Annotated in this window: 20 protein-coding genes and 1 tRNA gene; 7 read left to right on the top strand and 14 right to left on the bottom strand. The window is 63.7% G+C overall.

Going from position 1 to position 18,001, the window contains the following annotated elements:
* From nuoB to rpsO, 8 genes are all read right to left on the bottom strand, one after another.
* The coding region (gene nuoB, locus ACYCUK_RS12270; RefSeq protein ID WP_461595032.1) for an NADH-quinone oxidoreductase subunit NuoB at positions 1-293 on the bottom strand (293 nt) is incomplete at its 3' end.
* A gap of 27 nt (positions 294-320) precedes the next feature.
* Positions 321-680, bottom strand: a complete 360-nt coding sequence (locus ACYCUK_RS12265) for an NADH-quinone oxidoreductase subunit A (RefSeq protein ID WP_112486118.1) — start codon at positions 678-680, stop codon at positions 321-323.
* Positions 681-825: 145 nt separating this feature from the next.
* A tRNA-Leu gene (locus tag ACYCUK_RS12260) sits at positions 826-910 on the bottom strand.
* 181 nt (positions 911-1,091) lie between these two features.
* The gene (gene secG, locus ACYCUK_RS12255) at positions 1,092-1,535 is read right to left on the bottom strand and encodes a preprotein translocase subunit SecG (protein WP_461595031.1); all 444 of its coding nucleotides are present in this window, start codon (positions 1,533-1,535) and stop codon (positions 1,092-1,094) included.
* Positions 1,536-1,565: 30 nt separating this feature from the next.
* Positions 1,566-2,315: a triose-phosphate isomerase gene (gene tpiA, locus ACYCUK_RS12250; RefSeq protein WP_461595030.1), complete on the bottom strand. Its 750-nt coding sequence runs from the start codon at positions 2,313-2,315 to the stop codon at positions 1,566-1,568.
* Positions 2,316-2,347: 32 nt separating this feature from the next.
* Complete coding sequence (locus tag ACYCUK_RS12245; RefSeq protein WP_461595038.1) at positions 2,348-3,328, bottom strand: NAD(P)H-quinone oxidoreductase; 981 nt, start codon at positions 3,326-3,328, stop codon at positions 2,348-2,350.
* A gap of 52 nt (positions 3,329-3,380) precedes the next feature.
* Positions 3,381-5,516, bottom strand: coding sequence for a polyribonucleotide nucleotidyltransferase (gene pnp, locus ACYCUK_RS12240; RefSeq protein ID WP_461595029.1), 2,136 nt, complete (start codon positions 5,514-5,516; stop codon positions 3,381-3,383).
* Between the two features lie 251 nt (positions 5,517-5,767).
* Positions 5,768-6,037, bottom strand: coding sequence for a 30S ribosomal protein S15 (gene rpsO, locus ACYCUK_RS12235; RefSeq protein WP_112486114.1), 270 nt, complete (start codon positions 6,035-6,037; stop codon positions 5,768-5,770).
* A gap of 325 nt (positions 6,038-6,362) precedes the next feature.
* On the opposite strand from rpsO, the gene ACYCUK_RS12230 reads away from it, so the two are divergent.
* Entirely contained in the window at positions 6,363-7,130 is a 768-nt protein-coding gene (locus ACYCUK_RS12230) for a metallophosphoesterase (RefSeq protein WP_461595028.1), read from the top strand.
* A gap of 64 nt (positions 7,131-7,194) precedes the next feature.
* Here ACYCUK_RS12230 and tsaD read toward each other — a convergent pair whose 3' ends face one another.
* A complete protein-coding gene (gene tsaD, locus ACYCUK_RS12225; protein WP_461595037.1) occupies positions 7,195-8,241 on the bottom strand; it encodes a tRNA (adenosine(37)-N6)-threonylcarbamoyltransferase complex transferase subunit TsaD in 1,047 nt (348 codons plus the stop codon).
* Between the two features lie 255 nt (positions 8,242-8,496).
* On the opposite strand from tsaD, the gene rpsU reads away from it, so the two are divergent.
* Positions 8,497-8,709: a 30S ribosomal protein S21 gene (gene rpsU, locus ACYCUK_RS12220; RefSeq protein WP_018913976.1), complete on the top strand. Its 213-nt coding sequence runs from the start codon at positions 8,497-8,499 to the stop codon at positions 8,707-8,709.
* 130 nt (positions 8,710-8,839) lie between these two features.
* Positions 8,840-9,289, top strand: a complete 450-nt coding sequence (locus ACYCUK_RS12215) for a GatB/YqeY domain-containing protein (RefSeq protein WP_461595036.1) — start codon at positions 8,840-8,842, stop codon at positions 9,287-9,289.
* A 130-nt stretch (positions 9,290-9,419) separates the two neighbouring features.
* Here ACYCUK_RS12215 and folE2 read toward each other — a convergent pair whose 3' ends face one another.
* The 4 genes from folE2 to ACYCUK_RS12195 all read right to left on the bottom strand — a co-directional run bounded on the left by folE2 (position 9,420) and on the right by ACYCUK_RS12195 (position 13,578).
* On the bottom strand, positions 9,420-10,208 hold the full coding sequence (gene folE2 / locus ACYCUK_RS12210) for a GTP cyclohydrolase FolE2 (protein ID WP_461595027.1): 789 nt from the start codon (positions 10,206-10,208) through the stop codon (positions 9,420-9,422).
* A gap of 175 nt (positions 10,209-10,383) precedes the next feature.
* Positions 10,384-12,303 (bottom strand): 1-deoxy-D-xylulose-5-phosphate synthase, encoded by a 1,920-nt coding sequence (dxs, locus tag ACYCUK_RS12205; protein WP_461595026.1) that lies wholly within the window; start codon positions 12,301-12,303, stop codon positions 10,384-10,386.
* Entirely contained in the window at positions 12,300-13,241 is a 942-nt protein-coding gene (locus ACYCUK_RS12200; RefSeq protein WP_461595035.1) for a polyprenyl synthetase family protein, read from the bottom strand. Before ACYCUK_RS12200 ends, dxs begins: the two co-directional genes overlap by 4 nt.
* A 76-nt stretch (positions 13,242-13,317) precedes the next feature.
* On the bottom strand, positions 13,318-13,578 hold the full coding sequence (locus ACYCUK_RS12195; protein ID WP_112486109.1) for an exodeoxyribonuclease VII small subunit: 261 nt from the start codon (positions 13,576-13,578) through the stop codon (positions 13,318-13,320).
* A 204-nt stretch (positions 13,579-13,782) separates the two neighbouring features.
* Here ACYCUK_RS12195 and ACYCUK_RS12190 point away from each other — a divergent pair, with 204 nt between their 5' ends.
* The 4 genes from ACYCUK_RS12190 (at position 13,783) to ACYCUK_RS12175 (ending at position 16,928) form a co-directional block, all read left to right on the top strand.
* Entirely contained in the window at positions 13,783-14,907 is a 1,125-nt protein-coding gene (locus ACYCUK_RS12190) for an aromatic ring-hydroxylating oxygenase subunit alpha (RefSeq protein WP_461595025.1), read from the top strand.
* A gap of 68 nt (positions 14,908-14,975) precedes the next feature.
* Positions 14,976-15,860, top strand: a complete 885-nt coding sequence (locus ACYCUK_RS12185) for a sulfurtransferase (protein WP_461595024.1) — start codon at positions 14,976-14,978, stop codon at positions 15,858-15,860.
* A 142-nt stretch (positions 15,861-16,002) separates the two neighbouring features.
* Positions 16,003-16,437 carry a universal stress protein gene (locus ACYCUK_RS12180; RefSeq protein ID WP_461595023.1) on the top strand — a complete coding sequence of 145 codons (435 nt, stop codon included), beginning with the start codon at positions 16,003-16,005 and terminating at the stop codon, positions 16,435-16,437.
* Positions 16,438-16,493: 56 nt separating this feature from the next.
* A complete protein-coding gene (locus ACYCUK_RS12175) occupies positions 16,494-16,928 on the top strand; it encodes a universal stress protein (RefSeq protein ID WP_461595022.1) in 435 nt (144 codons plus the stop codon).
* Between the two features lie 24 nt (positions 16,929-16,952).
* Here ACYCUK_RS12175 and ACYCUK_RS12170 read toward each other — a convergent pair whose 3' ends face one another.
* Positions 16,953-17,939, bottom strand: coding sequence for a dienelactone hydrolase family protein (locus ACYCUK_RS12170; protein WP_461595021.1), 987 nt, complete (start codon positions 17,937-17,939; stop codon positions 16,953-16,955).
* Positions 17,940-18,001: the final 62 nt, after the last annotated feature.

Here is an 18,001-nt window from a genome sequence, read left to right as displayed (position 1 = left end):
GACAGCACCCAGCGCGGCTCGGCCATCTGGTCGTAAACCTTGCGCAGCGCCGGCGCCATTTTGTTGCACAGCGTTCCGGCGACGATCATCAAGTCGGACTGGCGCGGACTGGGCCGAAAGACGATGCCGAAGCGGTCGAGGTCATAGCGCGCAGCGCCAGCATGCATCATTTCGACCGCGCAGCAGGCCAGACCGAAAGTCATGGGCCAGAGTGAACCGGTGCGGGTCCAGTTGATCAGCTTGTCGGCCGATGTGGTGATGAAGCCTTCGTTCAGAACGCCTTCGATGCTCATGCTTGTTCCTCAAGGTGCAAACCGAGATTACTCCCAGTCCAGCGCCCCCTTTTTCCATTCGTAGATAAAGCCCACCACAAGAATGGACAGGAAAATCATCATGGCCCAGAACCCCGTTGCCCCAACCTGCTTGAGCACCACGGCCCAGGGAAAAAGGAAGGCGATTTCCAGGTCGAACAGGATGAACAGGATGGCAACGAGGTAATAGCGCACATCGAATTTCATGCGTGCGTCCTCGAAGGCCTCGAAGCCGCATTCATAGGGTGCATTCTTGGCGCTGTCGGGACGGCTGGGGCCGAGAAGGCGACCCAAAGCCAATGGCGCGATACCGACGCCGGTGCCGACCAGAATGAAGAGCAAAACAGGCAAATATTGCTCAAGAAACATCAGGCCTCCTCCTTGTGACTTCGTCGATGCAAACCGGAACTTTGCCAGCCAACACGCTGCTTGAGGCAGGCCGACCCGCAGCCCGCCACAGCCGCTAGAGCGTATGTGAAAGCTGCCGTTTATTGTTTGATGTACTGCAACATTTTGGTGCCGACGGCGAGACTCGAACTCGCACAGCTTTCGCCACTACCCCCTCAAGATAGCGTGTCTACCAATTTCACCACGTCGGCAAAACCTCATTCAATGCGCTGTGTTGCAAACCTTGAGGAATGCAACCAAACCGTGCATTTTAGCCACCTCGCGAGCTTCCAAGCAACGCATAACCATGCCTGTTTGCGCAACGACAAGTTTCAAGAGCGGAGCACATTGACAAGCCGCAGGAAATGATGTTGTGCGCTGCAGCAGCCAAGCTTACTTTGCGCCGCTTGTCTTCGGAGCGGGCACTGCCGCAGGCTTGGCCGCAGAAGCAGCCTGCGCCCCAGGACCCGCGCCCGGAATCTGCGCGATGCCAGCGGGCACCGCCGATGCCGCTGGCTTGGCTGCAGCGCTGGCTGCCTGTGCCGCCACAGGTTTCTCGGCGCCTGCAAGCTTGCTCATCAAGCCACCACCCTCACCCGGCTGATTGCCGAAATAGGCCAGTGCCAGGGTGCAGATAAAAAAAAGTGTGGCGGCAACCGCCGTACTGCGACTGAGAAAATTGGCGGAGCCGGTGGCGCCGAACAGGCTGCCGGATGAACCGGAACCGAACGATGCCCCCATGTCGGCGCCTTTGCCGTGCTGCATGAGGATCAGGCCGACCATGGTGAGCGCGGACAGGATTTGAATGACGAGGATGAGGGTCAGGGCGATATGCATGATGAAATCGGGTGAGGTCGGGTTGCGGCTTCAGGCGGAAAACCTGGCTGCGTCAACGATGGCGAGGAAATCGGCAGCCTTGAGCGAAGCCCCGCCGATCAGCCCGCCGTCGATATCCGGCTGGGCAAAGAGTTCGACGGCGTTGTCGGGCTTGACACTGCCGCCGTAAAGCAGGCGGGTGGCAGCGGCACCCGCCTGATGGCGAACGGCGCGCTGGCGTATGAAAGCATGGACCTCCTGCGCTTGCGCCGGGCTTGCGGTGCGTCCGGTGCCGATGGCCCAGACCGGTTCATAGGCCAGGACGATCTGGTGGATGCGTGGGCCCAGCAGTTGCAACACCGCGTCGAGTTGTGCCCCGACGACGGCCTCGGTTTCTCCACGCTCGCGCTGCTCCAGGGTTTCGCCAACGCACACAATGGGTGTCATGCCTGCATCGAGTGCGCGCTGGGCCTTGATGGCCACCGTGCTGTCAGCCTCGGCGTGGTAGGCCCGGCGCTCGGAATGCCCGACGATGACATGGCCGCAGGCGAAATCGCGCAGCATGCCCACCGACACTTCGCCGGTGTATGGGCCTTGTTCATGCGCGGAACAGTCTTGCGCACCCAGCTTGATGGGCGTTCTGGCCAGCAGACCCTGCGCCTGCGCCAGGTAAGGGCTGGGGACGCACACGACCACATCGCAAGCCGGCGCGGGCGCGGCAACCAAAGCGTCCAGCAGGGCCTTGTTGGCGGCCAGCGAGCCGTGCATCTTCCAGTTGCCTGCAACCATCTTGCGACGCATCTTGTGTTGTCTCCTCTTGGAATTTTCCGGAATCAGGGCCAGGTCAGCACGATCTTGCCGATGTGCTGACCACCTTCCATCAGCGCGTGCGCCTGGGCCACCTGCGCGGCTGGCAACACCGCATGCACATGGGGCCGAACCCGGCCGGCTTCAATCAGCGGCCAGACCTTGTCACGCAAGGCCAGCGCCACGCCAGACTTGAAGGCCACGCTGCGGGCCCGCAAGGTGGAGCCCGTGATGGTCAGGCGGCGGCGCATCAGCAGCGAGGCATCGAAGCCGGCCGCAGTACCGCCTTGCACCGCGATGATGACCAGGCGGCCATCTTCCGCCATGCAGCCGAGTTCGCGCGCCACGTAGTCGCCGGCCACCATGTCGAGCAGAACATCGACGCCTCGCCCCTTGGTGTGCTCACGCACCTGCTCGGCAAAGTCCTGCGTGCGGTAGTTGATGGCGCGCTCCGCGCCGAGATCCAGACAAGCCTGACATTTCACGTCCGACCCGGCAGTCGCCCAGACGGTGGCGCCGAACGCATGCGCCAGTTGAATTGCCGTGGTGCCAATGCCGCTCGTGCCACCCTGCACCAGCAGCAACTCGCCGGCCTTGAGTGCGCCGCGTTCGAACACGTTGTGCCAGACCGTGAAAAAAGTCTCGGGTAGCGCGGCGGCCTCGGCATCGCTCAGGATTTCCGGCACGGGAAGGCACTGGCCCACGGGGGCAACGCAGTACTCGGCATAGCCGCCGCCCGTGAGTAAGGCACAAACCCGCTGGCCGATGCGCAGGGTGGACCCCCGCAGATCGCCGCTCAGCACTTCGCCGCAAACTTCCAGCCCGGGAATGTCGGAGGCACCCGGCGGCGGCGGGTACAAGCCCTTGCGTTGCAGCACGTCGGGCCGGTTGATGCCGAAGGCACGAACCCGCAGCAGCACTTCCCCAGGCCCAGGTTCAGGTCGATCGCGACCCACCCAGCGAAGAACCTCCGGTGGGCCGGGTTGACTGATCTCGGCAACGAGCATGGACGTCATGGCAGTTCAGTAGGCAGGAGTGGAAACGCTAGGGAAGGCTGGATCAGGACTGCTGCGGCTCGACCGGCGACGTCTGCTGGGCAACGGCTTCTTCCGCGCCGAGCAGAGCCTTGATCGACAGACGGAAGCGGCCCTTGTCGTCGGTTTCGATGACCTTCACACGCACCTTCTGGCCTTCCTGCATATGGTCGGAAACCTTGTTGATGCGCTCGTTGGCGATTTGCGAAATGTGCAGCAGGCCATCCTTGCCCGGCAGCACGTTGACCAGTGCACCGAAGTCCAGCAGCTTGACCACCGTGCCGTCGTAGATCTGACCGATCTCGACCTCGGCGGTGAGCTCGCCAATGCGGCGCATGGCGTCCTTGGCGCGATCGGCGTCGGTTGCGGCCACCGTGATGGTGCCGTCCTCGGCGATATTGATCTGCGTGCCGGTCTCTTCGGTCAAGGCGCGGATGATGGCACCGCCCTTGCCGATGACGTCGCGAATGCGCTCGGGGTTGATCTTCATGGTGTAGAGGCGCGGTGCGAACTGCGACACCTCGGTGCGCGCCCCACCCACGGCTTGCTGCATCAGCCCCAGAATGTGCATGCGGCCTTCGCGCGCCTGCGCCAGCGCCACCTGCATGATCTCGCGGGTGATGCCCTGGATCTTGATGTCCATCTGCAGCGCCGTGATTCCCGTGGCGGAACCGGCAACCTTGAAGTCCATATCGCCCAGATGGTCCTCATCGCCGAGGATATCGGTCAGCACGGCAAAACGGTTGCCGTCCTTGATCAGGCCCATGGCGATGCCGGCAACATGCGCCTTCAGCGGCACACCGGCGTCCAGCAGGCTCAAGCAACCGCCGCAAACCGAAGCCATGGACGATGAACCGTTGGACTCGGTGACTTCCGACACCAGGCGCGTGGTGTAAGCGAAATCTTCCTTCTTCGGCAGCACGGCCAGCAGCGCGCGCTTGGCCAGGCGGCCATGGCCGATTTCGCGGCGCTTGGGCGAACCCATGCGGCCGGTTTCGCCGGTGGCGAACGGCGGCATGTTGTAGTGCAGCAGGAAACGGTCGCGATACTCGCCGCCCAGGGCGTCGATGATTTGCGAATCCTGATCGGTGCCGAGCGTGGCCACCACCAGCGCCTGGGTTTCGCCACGCGTGAACAAGGCGCTGCCATGGGTGCGCGGCAGCACGCCGGTCCGGATCTCGATGGGGCGCACGGTACGGGTATCGCGACCATCGATGCGCGGATCCCCGCTCAGAATCTGGCCGCGCACGATGCGCGCTTCCATGTCGAACATGATGGACTCGACCTTGGTGCTGTCGACCGCCGCGCCGTCTTGGCTCAGGGCTGCGTGCACTTGGGCGTAGACCTGGCGCAGCGCATCGGTACGCGCCTGCTTCTGGGTGATTTTGTAAGCGGTGCGGAAACCTTCGCCGGCAACCATCTCGATGCGGCTGATGAGGGCCTCGTCGCGCGCTTCCGGCTTCCAGTCCCAGGCCGGCTTGCCGCCTTCGCGCACCAGCTCATGGATGGCGTCGATCGCCGTCTGCATCTGCTTGTGGCCATACATCACGGCCTCGAGCATGACGTCTTCGGACAACTGGTCGGCTTCGGATTCCACCATCAGCACGGCCGACTCGGTGCCGGCGACCACCAAGTCCAGCCGGGAATCGGCCAACTGGGCCTTGCTCGGGTTCAGCATGTACTCGCCGTTGACATAACCTACGCGGGCCGCGCCCACCGGGCCGTCGAACGGAATGCCCGAGATCGACAGCGCTGCACTGGCGGCGATCATGGCTGGAATGTCGGCATCGACTTCCGGGTTCAGCGACATCACATGGATGACGACCTGCACCTCGTTGTAGAACCCTTCCGGAAACAGCGGGCGAATCGGTCGGTCGATCAGGCGCGAGGTCAGGGTCTCGCCTTCACTCAGGCGGCCTTCACGCTTGAAAAAGCCGCCAGGAATCTTGCCTGCGGCATAGGTCTTCTCGATGTAATCGACGGTGAGCGGGAAGAAATCCTGACCCGGCTTGGCCTGCTTGGCCGCCACCACCGTGGCGAGCACCACGGTATCGTCCATATTCAGCAACACGGCCCCGGCGGCTTGGCGTGCGATTTCGCCGGTCTCCATCGTGACGGTGTGTTGGCCCCATTGGAAAGTCTTGGTGATTTTGTTGAACATCGTGAACTCCGGTTCATGGGCGCGGGACAACCCCGGCGCCCCCAATCAGTTGCCAGGCCACGGACCGCGGCCCAACTCGGCGGGAAGCACAATGCCATTCCAGCGCAACTCTGGAAACTGGAAAGTCGCATTGGAATGACACAGCAGCACTTCCCTCATCAACGGACCGCATGCACTCCGCGACCCGCACAACAAAACAAAGCGCCTGCGTCGAAGCTTCAACACAGGCGCCTTGATCGTTCCACAACCTCTTACTTGCGCAGGCTCAGCTTGCTGATCAGCGACTTGTAACGCTCGGCATCCTTGGACTTGAGATAGTCCAGCAGCTTGCGCCGACGGCTCACCATGCGCAGCAAACCGCGGCGACCGTGGTGGTCTTTGGCATGGATCTTGAAATGCCCGGTCAGTTCGTTGATACGGGCGGTCAGCAGTGCAACCTGGACTTCGGGGGACCCGGTATCCTGGGCTGCGCGCGCATTGTCGGCAACGATTTGTGCCGTATTGCTCTTGTCGAGACTCATCTTGAAAGTTTCCTGGAGAGAACTGGCGAACGCAGAAGAAACCGTTCCGCGCCGTGAAAAGACAAAGAGTTTACCTGATCGCATGGCTTGAGCGCCGCATGCCGGCCGCGCCGGGCGCCCGAACATGGGAGACTCGGGTCGAGGCTGGATCCAGCCAACTTGGCTGCGGCGCCATGAAAAATCGAACGTGGCAGCGGAGATCCGTCCGTTTTCGTGAATAACTTCACACGCAGTGGGCATTTCACGCGTTGCCTGCCAAGACATCGCCCGCGACCGTGCCATTGCAGTTACATTGCGCCGATTTGTATTGCATCGAGTGCCCGGCATGCGCCTTCAACTGCTATCCGACCTCCACCTGGAAACTGAAACCTTCGCCCCGCAGCCGGCCCCCGGTGCCGACATTCTGGTGCTGGCTGGCGACATTGACGCTGGGCACGAGGGGCTGGATCTTTTTGCCCGTTGGCCTGTGCCCGTGGTGTTCATCGCCGGCAATCACGAATTCGATCACAAAGATTTCGACGCCACCCTGCAGTCCTTGCGCACCCGCTGTGGGCGCCTGGGCATCACCATGCTGGAGCGTGAAAGCGTCATCCTGCAGTTCGGTGAGCAGCGCGTGCGCTTTCTGGGAACAACGCTCTGGAACGACTTTGACCTGTTCGGCGCGTCAGAGCGTGCCCGCTGCATGCGCGCCGCGCGCTATTTCATCGAGGAAGTGCAGCACTCCACCCGCCACGGCCTGCCGATGGATGCCGAATCCTTGCGCCAGGAAGGCCTGCGCAACAAGGCGTGGCTGAGCGATCAACTCCAAGCCGCCCCCAGCGTCCCGGGGCAATACGACAAGACCGTGGTCATCACCCACTTTGCGCCCAGTTTGCGAAGCACCGACCTGCGTTACCCGGTGAATGGTGCGACGGCAAGTTTCTGCAATGCCTACGACGACCTGATCGAGCGCAGCCACTTCTGGATCCACGGCCACCTGCACTGTCGCCACGACTATGCCGTGGGCATGTCTCGCGTGGTTTGCAATTCACGCGGGCACGCCAGCAGCGGCGAAGACTACGACTTCCAACCCCAGGGTGTCTGGGAAGTTTGAGTCTGCGTGAACGTTGGGGATGCGCGAAAGCCAATGCCGCGTTCAGCCATGTGACGTAGTGCAATCAAGCCATGTCCTGCGCTGTGGCTTCAGCGAGTTCAGCCAGATCCCAACGCGGACGGATGTCGAAGGCGTAGCTGTGACTGGCTTTGGCAAGCCCGGCCTGCAAACGCCGACAAGCGGCATAGGCAATCATCGGTCCGTTGTCCGTGCACCACTGCAGATCGGGATAGCAAACGCGCGCACCGACTTGCCGGCATGCGGCATCGAGCTTCTCGCGCAACCGGCTGTTCGCCCCCACCCCGCCCGCCACGACCAGGGTTCCACGCCCGGTCTGACGCAAGGCCTGCATGGACTTCCTGCACAGCACGTCGGTGATGGCCTCCTGCGTGGATGCGGCCAAGTCGGCGCGGCTTTGCTCGCAGATATTCGTCCCCAGTTGGTTCACCCGGGTCAGGACTGCAGTCTTCAGGCCCGCAAACGAAAAATCGAGGTTCCCGCTGTGCAACTTGGGCCTGGGCAAGGCGAACGCCTCGGGGTTGCCGAATGCGGCAAGCCGCGCCAGCGCAGGCCCACCCGGATACCCCAGGCCCAGCAGTTTCGCCGCCTTGTCGAAAGCCTCGCCGGCGGCGTCATCCACCGTCTCACCCAGCAGCCGGTAGCGGCCTAGATCGGCCACGTCCAGCAACATCGTGTGCCCCCCCGAGACCAGCAAGGCTACGAAAGGAAAAGTCAACGTCGGGTCGGAAAGCAGGGGCGACAGCAAATGACCTTCCAGGTGATGCACGCCAAGGAGCGGCTTGTCCGCGGCCATCGCCAGTGCCGTCGCCAGGCCCGCCCCGACCAGCAGGGCACCGGCCAAGCCGGGGCCGCGCGTGTAGGCGATCGCGTCCATATCGCCCAGGGAACAACCCGCGTCGTGCAAGGTCTGCTGCACCAGGGGCAGTGTTCGCGCAATATGGTCGCGGGAAGCCAGCTCGGGCACCACGCCGCCGTAGGCCTGGTGCATGACCACTTGTGAATGCAAGGCATGCGCCAGCAGGCCATCCCGACTGTCATACACGGCAATGCCGGTTTCATCGCACGAAGTCTCCAGGCCGAGAACGCGGATGGGCTCGGTGGCGAGTTTGGTCACGGCTTCGGGTACTGGTGGATGCATTGATTCACCCATGTGAATGGCATGGGCCAAGGTGGTGTGGTGTTGCGGGCACATTTTCGGCCGATTTTCAACCCCAAGCGCTGGGCGCTGCTCGCATCCAGGAGACTTGTGCCCAACAAATCAGACAGAGCCGTTATACTTTACAAGTTTATTTCGTCCAATCCAGCCGGGCTTAGCTCGGGCTTTGCTGAAAGGTAGTTGTTTGCAATGACCACGATTCGCATCAAAGAAAATGAACCCTTCGATGTTGCACTGCGCCGATTCAAGCGCACGATTGAAAAACTCGGCCTGCTGACGGATCTGCGGGCCCGCCAGTTCTACGAGAAGCCGACCGCCGAGCGCAAGCGCAAGAAGGCTGCTGCCGTGAAGCGCCACTACAAGCGCATTCGCAGCCACATGCTGCCCAAACGTCTGTACTGAACCCTGGGCCGCCTTACTGGCAGCCAGGCTTGCCGGGCTCAGGCATAGGTTCTGGGTTTCGGTTTTTCAGGTGGTAGATGGATTCTGAATTCTGCCCGCCAGACCTCAAGTCTGCGGGCTTTTTGCCATGATGAACCTTAAAACACGCATTCAAGACGACATGAAGGCCGCCATGCGCGCCAAGGAAGCCGATCGCCTCGGCACCATTCGCATGCTGCTGGCTGCGGTCAAGCAAAAAGAAGTGGACGAGCGTGTGGAACTCGACGATGCCGCTGTTGTTGCCATCCTCGACAAGATGATCAAGCAACGCCGCGATTCCATCAGCCAGTTCGAGGCCGGTGGCCGCGAAGACCTGGCGGCGAAGGAACGCCTGGAAATCACCGTCCTCCAACCCTACTTGCCGGCGCGCCTGAGCGGCGACGCACTCGATCAGGAAATCCGTGCCGTGATGACTGAGGTCGGCGCCAGTGCGCCGCAAGACCTGGGCAAGGTGATGGGGCCGCTCAAGGCGCGCCTGGCGGGCCGTGCCGACATGGCCGTCGCCTCCGCACGCGTCAAAGCCTTGCTGAACCCGGCCTGAGTTTGCGCGACGAACCTGCCGCGCTCGGACGAGCGCGGTGCCTGCCACCTCTCTCAAGGAAACGAAGGGCCGCTCCCGAGTTCTCTTGACCCCCTCGGGGGGGAGTCCGCTGGCGGACTGCTGGGGGCGCTCAGACGCGTTCGATCCGGGCGTAAGCCGAGTGGTTGTGGATGGATTCGAAATTCTCGGCCTCCACCACATAGCTGCCGATGCGTGCGTCGCTCTGCACGCGCGCGGCCACATCGCGCACCAGGTCTTCGACGAATTTCGGGTTTTCGTAGGCATGCTCGGTGACGAATTTCTCGTCGGGCCGCTTCAGCAGGCCCCAGATTTCACAAGACGCTTCTTCCTCTGCCATGCGGATGAGCTGTTCGAAGGCGACCGGCGCCTTGAGTTGGGCCGTGATGGTGATGTGCGAGCGCTGGTTGTGCGCGCCGTAATCGGATATTTCCTTGGAGCAAGGGCACAGCGCCTTGACCGGCACCTGCACTCGCGCCGTGACCTGCGTGTGCCCCCCCCGCACCTGCACGATCCACGCGGCCTCGTAGTCCATCAGGCTTTGCACGCCGCTGACGGGAGCCGTCTTGCGCACGAACAAGGGGAAGCGGAATTCGAGCCGACCCGCATCGGCCTGGAGGCGCAGCCGCATGGTCTGGGTCAGTGCGATGAGCCCGGCATAGTCCAGCGGTGCGTCGATGGCTTCGAGGATTTCAACGAAGCGCGACATGTGCGTGCCCTTCTTCTCGGCGGACAGTGCAACATCGGCGTCGACCATGGCCACGGTGGACTGGTTGCTGCCATCGGCCATGCACACGTTCAAGGGATAGCGCAGGCTCTTGATGCCGACGCGCTGGATCGGAATACGGCGGGTATCGGTCGTGCTTTGAATGTCTGGGATGGCTTCGAATGGTTTGTTCATGGTCGGGGCTGGTCTTTTGGGGTCAGGCCTGGACGTGAGATTTGTTGACTTATTCATTCAGAATTATCGTGGCTTCGGCATATCCTTTGCCTGAGCAGGAATCACGGCTGGACATGCCTGCCACACGGCATTCGATGCTGATCGGCCGGCAAACACAGGCCGCGACGGCACCGTGTCAATCGTTGGCTGCGCGTCGCCGCGGCTCCGGCTCCTCGCCACCAGCCTCCGGAAAGCGTGCGCGGATGCTGCGCAACAAGCCGGTTGCGTCCAGGCCGCAGGCGGCCATGATCTGCGCCGGGTCGCCATGCTCCAGCCACGCGTCCGGCAAGCCGAGGTTGAGCACGGGGATCTGCAGCCCCAAGCCCTGCAAGGCTTCCAGACAAGCGGCGCCGGCCCCACCCTGCACCACGCCCTCCTCCACCGTCACCAGGGCATCGTGACCCAATGCCATGCGGCGCAGCATGTCCACGTCCAGCGGCTTGATGAAGCGCATATTGATGACGCTCGCATCCAACGCCTCCGCCGCCTGCAAGGCCGCATGCAACACCGGGCCAAACGTCAGAATGGCGATGCGGTGGCCTGCTCTGGCCTGCGATTCGCGCCGCAGCTGGGCACGCCCCAGAGGCAGGGCATTGAGCGTGGAACGGTCGACATGCGCCCCAGTCCCGGCTCCGCGCGGGTAGCGCACGGCAGCGGGTCCGTCCAGTGCGAAACCGGTGGACAACATTTGCCGGCACTCCAACTCATCGGCAGGCGCCATCACGGTGAACCCGGGCAGGCAGCGCAGGGCAGGAATATCGAAAGCGCCGGTATGCGTCGCGCCATCGGCGCCGACCACGCCGGCACGGTCGATGGCGAACAGCACGGGCAGATGCTGAATCGCCACGTCGTGAATGACCTGGTCGTAAGCCCGCTGCAGGAAAGTGGAATAGATGGCGACCACGGGCTTCAAACCTTCACACGCCAGGCCGGCGGCGAAGGTCACGGCGTGCTGCTCGGCGATACCCACGTCGTGATAGCGCTCGGGGAACTGCTTGGTGAATTCCACCAGGCCCGAGCCCTCGCACATGGCCGGGGTGATGGCCACGAGGCGCTCGTCACGCCTTGCCATATCGCACAGCCACTGGCCGAAGACTTGAGCGTAGGTCGGCTTGGGTGCAACAGCCGGCGGCTTGATGCCTTCGGCGGGGTTGAAGCGGCCTGGGCCGTGGTAGGTGATCGGGTCGGCCTCGGCCAGCTTGTAGCCGTAGCCTTTTTTCGTGACCACGTGCAGCAGTCGCGGCCCGGTGCGTTCGCGCAGATTTTCCAGCGTCGGAATCAGGGCGTGCAGGTCGTGACCGTCGATCGGGCCGACATAGTCGAAACCGAATTCCTCGAACAAGGTGCCAGGTGCGACCAGGCCCTTGGCATGTTCTTCCAGCCGCCGTGCGAGTTCGAACAAAGGTGGCGGTGCGACCTTCAACACCTGCTTGGCGGCGTCGCGCGCATTGGCGTAGAAGCGGCCGGACAGCAGACGTGCCAGATAGCGATTGAGCGCACCGACGGGGGCGGATATCGACATGTCGTTGTCGTTGAGCACGACCAAGAGGTCGGCCTCGGGATGCACGCCGGCGTTGTTCAGCGCCTCGAAGGCCATGCCGCCGGTCATGGCGCCGTCGCCGATCACGGCCACCACCTTGCGTCGCTCGCCTTTGTGCTGTGCGGCCAGAGCCATGCCCAGCGCGGCCGAAATGGACGTGGAGGAATGCGCGGTGCCGAAACTGTCGTACGGAGATTCCTCGCGGCGCGGAAAACCGGACAAGCCGTTGAGTTGGCGCAATGTGCCCATCTGCTCGCGCCGCCCGGTGAGAATCTTGTGGGCGTAGGTCTGGTGGCCCACGTCCCACACCAGGCGGTCGTGCGGGGTGTCGAAAACGTAGTGCAAGGCCACGGTGAGTTCGACCGTGCCGAGGTTGGACGAGAGATGCCCGCCGGTGCGCGACACCGTGTCCAGGATGAACTGGCGCAGTTGCTGCGCGAGTTGCGGCAATTGCTCGGGTTGGAGCCGGCGCAGGTCGTGCGGATCTTGAATGCGTTCGAGCAGGTTCATGCTCAATGGCTCCGGATGACGATGCGCCGCGCCAGTTCGGCCAGCGGCTCGGCGCGCAGCCGACGTGCGGGCGGCAAGGCGTCGAGCGCCTGCAGCGCCTGGCCCAGCAGTTGCCGCGCCAGATCTTGCGCCGCTTGCAGCCCGAGCAAGGTGACGAAGGTGGCCTTGTGCTGCGCCGCATCCTTGCCAGCGGTCTTGCCCAACGTGGCGGAGTCGGCGCTGGCGTCGAGCACATCGTCCACCACCTGGAAGGCCAGGCCAATGGCGTCGGCATAGTGGCCGAGCATTGTCGCCGCACGGCTGTGCTCGTCGATCTGCAAATGGCCGGGCTCGACGCAGGCCAGGCCCATCAGCAGGCTGGCCTTGAGCAAGGCTCCGGTCTTGCGACGGTGCATATCGCTCAGGGCTTCCACATCCAGATGCCGGCCCGTTGCCGCGAGGTCGAGCGCCTGCCCGCCCGCCATGCCACTGACGCCTGCGGCGGTGGCAAGCAGGGCGCACAGCCTGGCCTGGATGCTGGTGGGAATCTGCGGGTTGGAGGTCAACACCTCGAATGCCCGCGCCTGCAGGGCGTCACCGGCCAGCAGAGCCGCGGCTTCGCCGAACTTTATATGCGCCGTGGGTTGCCCGCGCCGCAACACATCGTTGTCCATGCAGGGCAGATCGTCATGCACCAGGGAATAGGCATGCACCAGTTCCACGGCGCAAGCGGCTGCGTCCATGGCTTGGGTGTCGGCATCGAAACATTCGCCAGCAGCCCAGACCAGCATGGGCCTGATGCGCTTGCCGCCCAAGGCGGCGGCGTAGTGCATCGCCTCGGCCAGAGCCGGGCTGGCGGCAGCTTGCAGTGGAAGATGGGCATCGATCAGGACCTGGATCCGGCGCATGCGCAAGTCGGCCCAGGCCTGAAACGCGCTGTCAGAGCTCATGACCTCGCGTGGCATGGCCGAGCGCGCGGCCGCGCCCTGCCCTCGCATGAGCGTGTCCGCAGCCTGCATGGTGGATGATCCGAGCATGCCATCAATTCCCGGCCGAGCGGTCGCTTGCATAGGGCTTGAGTTCGGCCCCGTCCAGAATCTGGATCTGCTGCTCGACCGACTCCAGTTTCTCGCGGCAGTAACGCAGCAGGGTCGATCCGCGCTGATAGGACTTGAGCATGTCGTCCAGGCTCATCTGTCCGGATTCGAGCTGTTGCACGAGCCGCTCCAGTTCCACCACGGCCTGCTCATAGCTTTCAGGGGGACTGTCGGCTTGGGTTGATTTGCGCGGGCTGGCATTCATGCGTGTGGGAGCTTCGCCGCAGGCCTGGCTCCGGGCCTGGCGGCTCGGCAAAAGGCCGCGGGTCGTGATGAGGTTTCAGGGGTATCCATTTTATGGGCAGCGGCGAAACACATGGCCCGCAGGCTCCTCAACCCCCTCTGCGGGTCCGGTCTAGAATCGCCCGGCTGTTATTTGTTTGACTTTTCAGGAGATGACAAGCCCATCATGTCGGATTTGAGTGCGCATCTGGCCCCGAGCAAAACCCAACTGCCGGTCACGGCATATTTTGACGTCGAGCTGTATGCGAAGGAGAAACAACTCATCTTCGATGCCGGACCACGCTATCTCGGGCACGAACTGGCCTTGCCCAACGCGGGCGACTATTTCGCCCTGCTCCAGGAAGGTGAAGGCCGCGCCTTGGTGCGCAATGCCCAGGGCGATGTGGACTTGCTCTCCAACGTCTGCCGCCACCGCCAGGCCGTGATGCTCAAGGGCCGCGGCCAGACAGGGCGCAACATCGTCTGTGCGCTGCACCGCTGGACCTACAAGCTTGACGGCGAGTTGATCGGCGCGCCGCACTTCGACCAGGATCCTTGCCTGCATCTGCAACGCTACGAGCGACCGCAGCGCTGGAACGGCCTGCTGTTCGAGCGCAACGGCTTCGACGTCTCCCGCGCACTCCAGGGGCTGGACAAGCCGCAGGCTTTCGATTTCAGCGGCTATGTGCTCGACCACATCGAGCAACATGTGTGCGACTACAACTGGAAGACCTTCATCGAGGTGTATCTGGAGGACTACCACGTCGGCCCCTTCCACCCCGGCCTCGGCCAGTTCGTGACTTGCGACAACCTGGCCTGGCAGTTCGGCGCCGAGTTCAGCGTGCAGACGGTTGGCATCAACAACGCGCTGCGCAAGGCTGGCAGCGCGGCGTATGCCAAGTGGCACGAGGCGGTGCTGAATTTCCGCGAAGGCGTGCCGCCCGAGCATGGCGCCATCTGGCTCACGCTCTACCCCAACATCATGGTGGAGTGGTATCCCCATGTCCTGGTGGTGTCGGCGCTGTATCCACTGGGGCCGCAGAAAACCATGAACATGGTGGAGTTCTACTACCCCGAGGAAATTGCCGCGTTCGAGCGTGATTTCATCGAGGCCGAACGCGCCGCCTACATGGAAACCTGCGTCGAAGACGACGAAATCGCCCTGCGCATGGATGCCGGGCGCCGCGCGCTGATGGAACGCGGCGACGACCAGGCCGGGCCTTACCAGTCGCCGATGGAAGACGGCATGCGCCATTTCCACGAGTGGTACCGGAGCAAGCTGGGTCTGCCATTGGGCCTGAACAAGCCCTGAGGATGCTTGATGCTTCAGGCTGCGTTCGGGGGGCATAATCCAAGACCCCGACGCAGCCTGAGCGCATCATGACCGCATCTCGCGAGACGAATCACCAAGCCGCCCGCCACACCACGCTGATCTCCGCCGCGCAACTGCAGCAGGCTTTAGCCGGCGTTTTCGTGGCCGATTGCAGCCACGAACTCTCCGATCCTGGCGCCGGCGAACGCGACTACGCCAGCGGCCATATCCCCGGCGCCATCCACGTCCACCTCGACCGCGATCTGGCCTCGCTGCCAAACGGCAGCAACGGCCGCCACCCCCTGCCGGACCGCGCCGCGCTGGCCGATCTGCTGGCCCGACATGGCCTGCGCAGCGGCCAGCAAGTGGTGGCTTACGACCGCGCCCAAGGCCCTTATGCGGCGCGGCTGTGGTGGCTGTTGCGCTGGCTGGGCCACGACCAGGTGGCGGTGCTGGATGGCGGCTGGCAGTCCTGGGGGGCAGCGGGAGGAGCGGTGCAGACCACAAGCCCCGCGCCGCTGCCGCGCGGCGATTTCAGCCCCCGCCCGAGCCTGGCCCAGTTTGTGCGGGTCGATGACATCGTCGCCAATCTGCAGCATCGCCAGCGCCTGCTGGTCGACGCGCGCTCGCTGCAGCGCTACGGCGGCGATGGCGAGACTCTGGACCCGAAGGCCGGCCATATTCCCGGCGCCGTTTGCCGTTTTTTCCGCGACAACCTGGGTGACGATGGCCGCTTCAAACCGGCGCAGGATCTGCGCACCGAATGGCTGGCGCTGCTGGGCAAACGCAAGCCGCATGAGATCGTGAACCAGTGCGGTTCGGGCGTCTCCGCCTGCCACAACATCCTGGCGCTGGAGCATGCCGGGCTCGGCGGCTCGGCCTTGTACCCGGGTTCGTGGAGTGAATGGTGCGCGGACCCGGATCGCCCCATGGTTCGCGGCACGGAACCGTAGGTATCGACCCCCTGCCTCGCGCGGCTGAATCAACCAGCCCAAGTCCCGCGCTGGCAATGTTTGCACCAGATCAAATCGTCCGTCGACTTGGGGGAGCAAGATATCGTCATATTCCGATCTTTAACCTAGCGAGGAGAACGCGATGTACACGATGATTCTGGTTCCCACCGACGGCTCTGAAACCAGCGCCAAGGCCATCGCTCCGGCCGTGCAACTGGCCAAACTGTGCGGTGCGTCGATCGTCGGCGTGACGGTGACCGATCCCTACCCCTACTCCGGCCTGGCCGAATCGGTGCCCATCACGGCCGACGCCTATCGTGCCAGCGTCAACAAGGCGGCCGAAGCCGCGCTCCAACCCCTGGGAGATGCCTGCAAGGCGGCCGGCTTGACATGTGACTGCGTCGTGGCCGAAGATGTCCACCCCTGGAAGGCCATCCTCGATGTGGCCAAGGAAAAACATTGCGACCTGGTGGTGATGGCTTCCCACGGCAGACGCGGCATGCAGTCCCTGCTGCTGGGCAGCGAAACACAGAAGATCCTGACGCACTCGCATCTGCATGTTCTCGTGGTGCGCTGAGCCGAGCATTCAAGGCCTTGCAGCGACCCGACTCAACCAACCTCCAGGAGATCACCATGTTCAAACACGTCCTCATCACCACCGACGGTTCCGAGCTTTCCGAACGCGCCATTCCCTTGGCCGTCGAGCAGGCCAAGCTGAACGGGGCGCGCATCACGGCGGTGTCCGTGGTCGATCTCTACCCCTATATCGGCGCGATCGAGGTCATGCCCACCGGCATCGAAGGCTGGCAGGAAGCCATTCGCGCCCAGGCCGATGCCGCGGTGCAAAAAGTGGCGGACGCCGCCAAGGCCGCCGGCATCCCCTGCAACACCGCGGTGCAGGAAGACACCCAGGCCTGGCGCGGGCTGCTGGCCGTGGCCGAACGCGAACACTGCGATCTGGTGGTGATGTCGTCCCACGGCCGCGGCGGTCTGACATCCGCACTGCTGGGCAGCCAGACCGCGCGCGTGCTGTCGCACAGCAAGGTGCCGGTCCTGGTGGTGCGCTGACCTCGGCCCCTTGCCAAGGGACGATCAGCCTTCGCTCGGCGCCGGGCCGAGCAGGCCCGGCAAGCTGGCGCAGGCCCCGTCCTGCGGCGGGAATTGCGCCTCCAGCGCCACGACCTCGTTCTTTTCCAACCAGGCCAGCGCCCGCTTCCAACCGTCTTTCGCCGCCTCGGCGTTGTAGCTCGAGCGATAGTCGGCATGAAAACCGTGGCCAGCGTCGGGGTAGATCACGATCTCCGAAGCCTTCGCCGCTCTGTCGCCCTCGGCCAGGGCCTTGCGCATCTCGGCGACGGACTCCTGCGAAATGCCCGGATCCTTGCCGCCGTACAGCCCCAGAACCGGCGCCTTCAGGCTCTTCGCGATGTCGATGGGGTTGCGCGGCGTGAGCGGCCCGGTGCTGCCCACCAGCCGCCCATACCATGCCACCCCGGCCTGCACCGGCGCATGCGCGCAGTAGAGCCAGACGATGCGCCCGCCCCAGCAAAAACCGGTGATGCCCACATGCCCGGCCTTGCCGCCGTTGGCTGCGGCCCAGGCGCGGCAGGCGTCGAGGTCTTGCAGCACCTGGGCGTCGGGCACCTTGGCGATGATGTTGCTCATCACGTCGGCAATCGTGCCGTAGGCCATGGGGTCGCCCTGGCGCACGAACAGGTCGGGTGCCAGGGCCAGATAACCCTGGTGCGCAAAGCGCCGCGCGACGTCGGCAATGTATTCGTGCACGCCGAAAATCTCGGACACCACCAACACCACCGGCAGCTCGGTCTTGCCTTTGGGCTGAGCACGGTAGACCGGAATCTTCTGCCCGCCGGACTCGATCATCACATCCCCCACCAGCAGGCCGTCACTGTCGGTGTGAATCGCCGTCTGCGCCATCACAGGTCCTGCGGCAGCAGCGAAGCCCACCCCCAGCGCGGTGCGCACGAAGTCGCGTCGCGACACGCCGTCATCGCTGCGACCGTTGGAGCCTGCGTTCAGCAGGCTGTTCCAGTCGGTTTGTAAATCTGCATTCCACATGCTCGTCTCCCGGGTTGAAGTCTTCCCAGTGTCGGCAAATGTTGCGGGATGTGTCAAGGCTA

The sequence above is a fragment of the Thiomonas sp. genome (genome assembly GCF_054608695.1).
Note: the sequence above shows the minus strand (reverse complement) of the source record. Positions and strands in the feature narration are given on the sequence as shown.

What these genes read in the sequence shown, in the direction of transcription:
- ACYCUK_RS12215 (WP_461595036.1), top strand. Translation starts at nt 8,840, where the DNA reads ATGAACCTTAAAACACGCATTCAAGACGACATGAAGGCCGCCATGCGC.
- ACYCUK_RS12185 (WP_461595024.1), top strand. Translation starts at nt 14,976, where the DNA reads ATGACCGCATCTCGCGAGACGAATCACCAAGCCGCCCGCCACACCACG.
- rpsO (WP_112486114.1), bottom strand. Translation starts at nt 6,037, where the DNA reads ATGAGTCTCGACAAGAGCAATACGGCACAAATCGTTGCCGACAATGCG.
- pnp (WP_461595029.1), bottom strand. Translation starts at nt 5,516, where the DNA reads ATGTTCAACAAAATCACCAAGACTTTCCAATGGGGCCAACACACCGTC.
- ACYCUK_RS12195 (WP_112486109.1), bottom strand. Translation starts at nt 13,578, where the DNA reads ATGAATGCCAGCCCGCGCAAATCAACCCAAGCCGACAGTCCCCCTGAA.
- ACYCUK_RS12175 (WP_461595022.1), top strand. Translation starts at nt 16,494, where the DNA reads ATGTTCAAACACGTCCTCATCACCACCGACGGTTCCGAGCTTTCCGAA.
- folE2 (WP_461595027.1), bottom strand. Translation starts at nt 10,208, where the DNA reads ATGAACAAACCATTCGAAGCCATCCCAGACATTCAAAGCACGACCGAT.
- ACYCUK_RS12170 (WP_461595021.1), bottom strand. Translation starts at nt 17,939, where the DNA reads ATGTGGAATGCAGATTTACAAACCGACTGGAACAGCCTGCTGAACGCA.
- ACYCUK_RS12265 (WP_112486118.1), bottom strand. Translation starts at nt 680, where the DNA reads ATGTTTCTTGAGCAATATTTGCCTGTTTTGCTCTTCATTCTGGTCGGC.
- ACYCUK_RS12230 (WP_461595028.1), top strand. Translation starts at nt 6,363, where the DNA reads ATGCGCCTTCAACTGCTATCCGACCTCCACCTGGAAACTGAAACCTTC.
- secG (WP_461595031.1), bottom strand. Translation starts at nt 1,535, where the DNA reads ATGCATATCGCCCTGACCCTCATCCTCGTCATTCAAATCCTGTCCGCG.
- ACYCUK_RS12190 (WP_461595025.1), top strand. Translation starts at nt 13,783, where the DNA reads ATGTCGGATTTGAGTGCGCATCTGGCCCCGAGCAAAACCCAACTGCCG.
- ACYCUK_RS12245 (WP_461595038.1), bottom strand. Translation starts at nt 3,328, where the DNA reads ATGCTCGTTGCCGAGATCAGTCAACCCGGCCCACCGGAGGTTCTTCGC.
- tpiA (WP_461595030.1), bottom strand. Translation starts at nt 2,315, where the DNA reads ATGCGTCGCAAGATGGTTGCAGGCAACTGGAAGATGCACGGCTCGCTG.
- ACYCUK_RS12200 (WP_461595035.1), bottom strand. Translation starts at nt 13,241, where the DNA reads ATGCCACGCGAGGTCATGAGCTCTGACAGCGCGTTTCAGGCCTGGGCC.
- rpsU (WP_018913976.1), top strand. Translation starts at nt 8,497, where the DNA reads ATGACCACGATTCGCATCAAAGAAAATGAACCCTTCGATGTTGCACTG.
- ACYCUK_RS12180 (WP_461595023.1), top strand. Translation starts at nt 16,003, where the DNA reads ATGTACACGATGATTCTGGTTCCCACCGACGGCTCTGAAACCAGCGCC.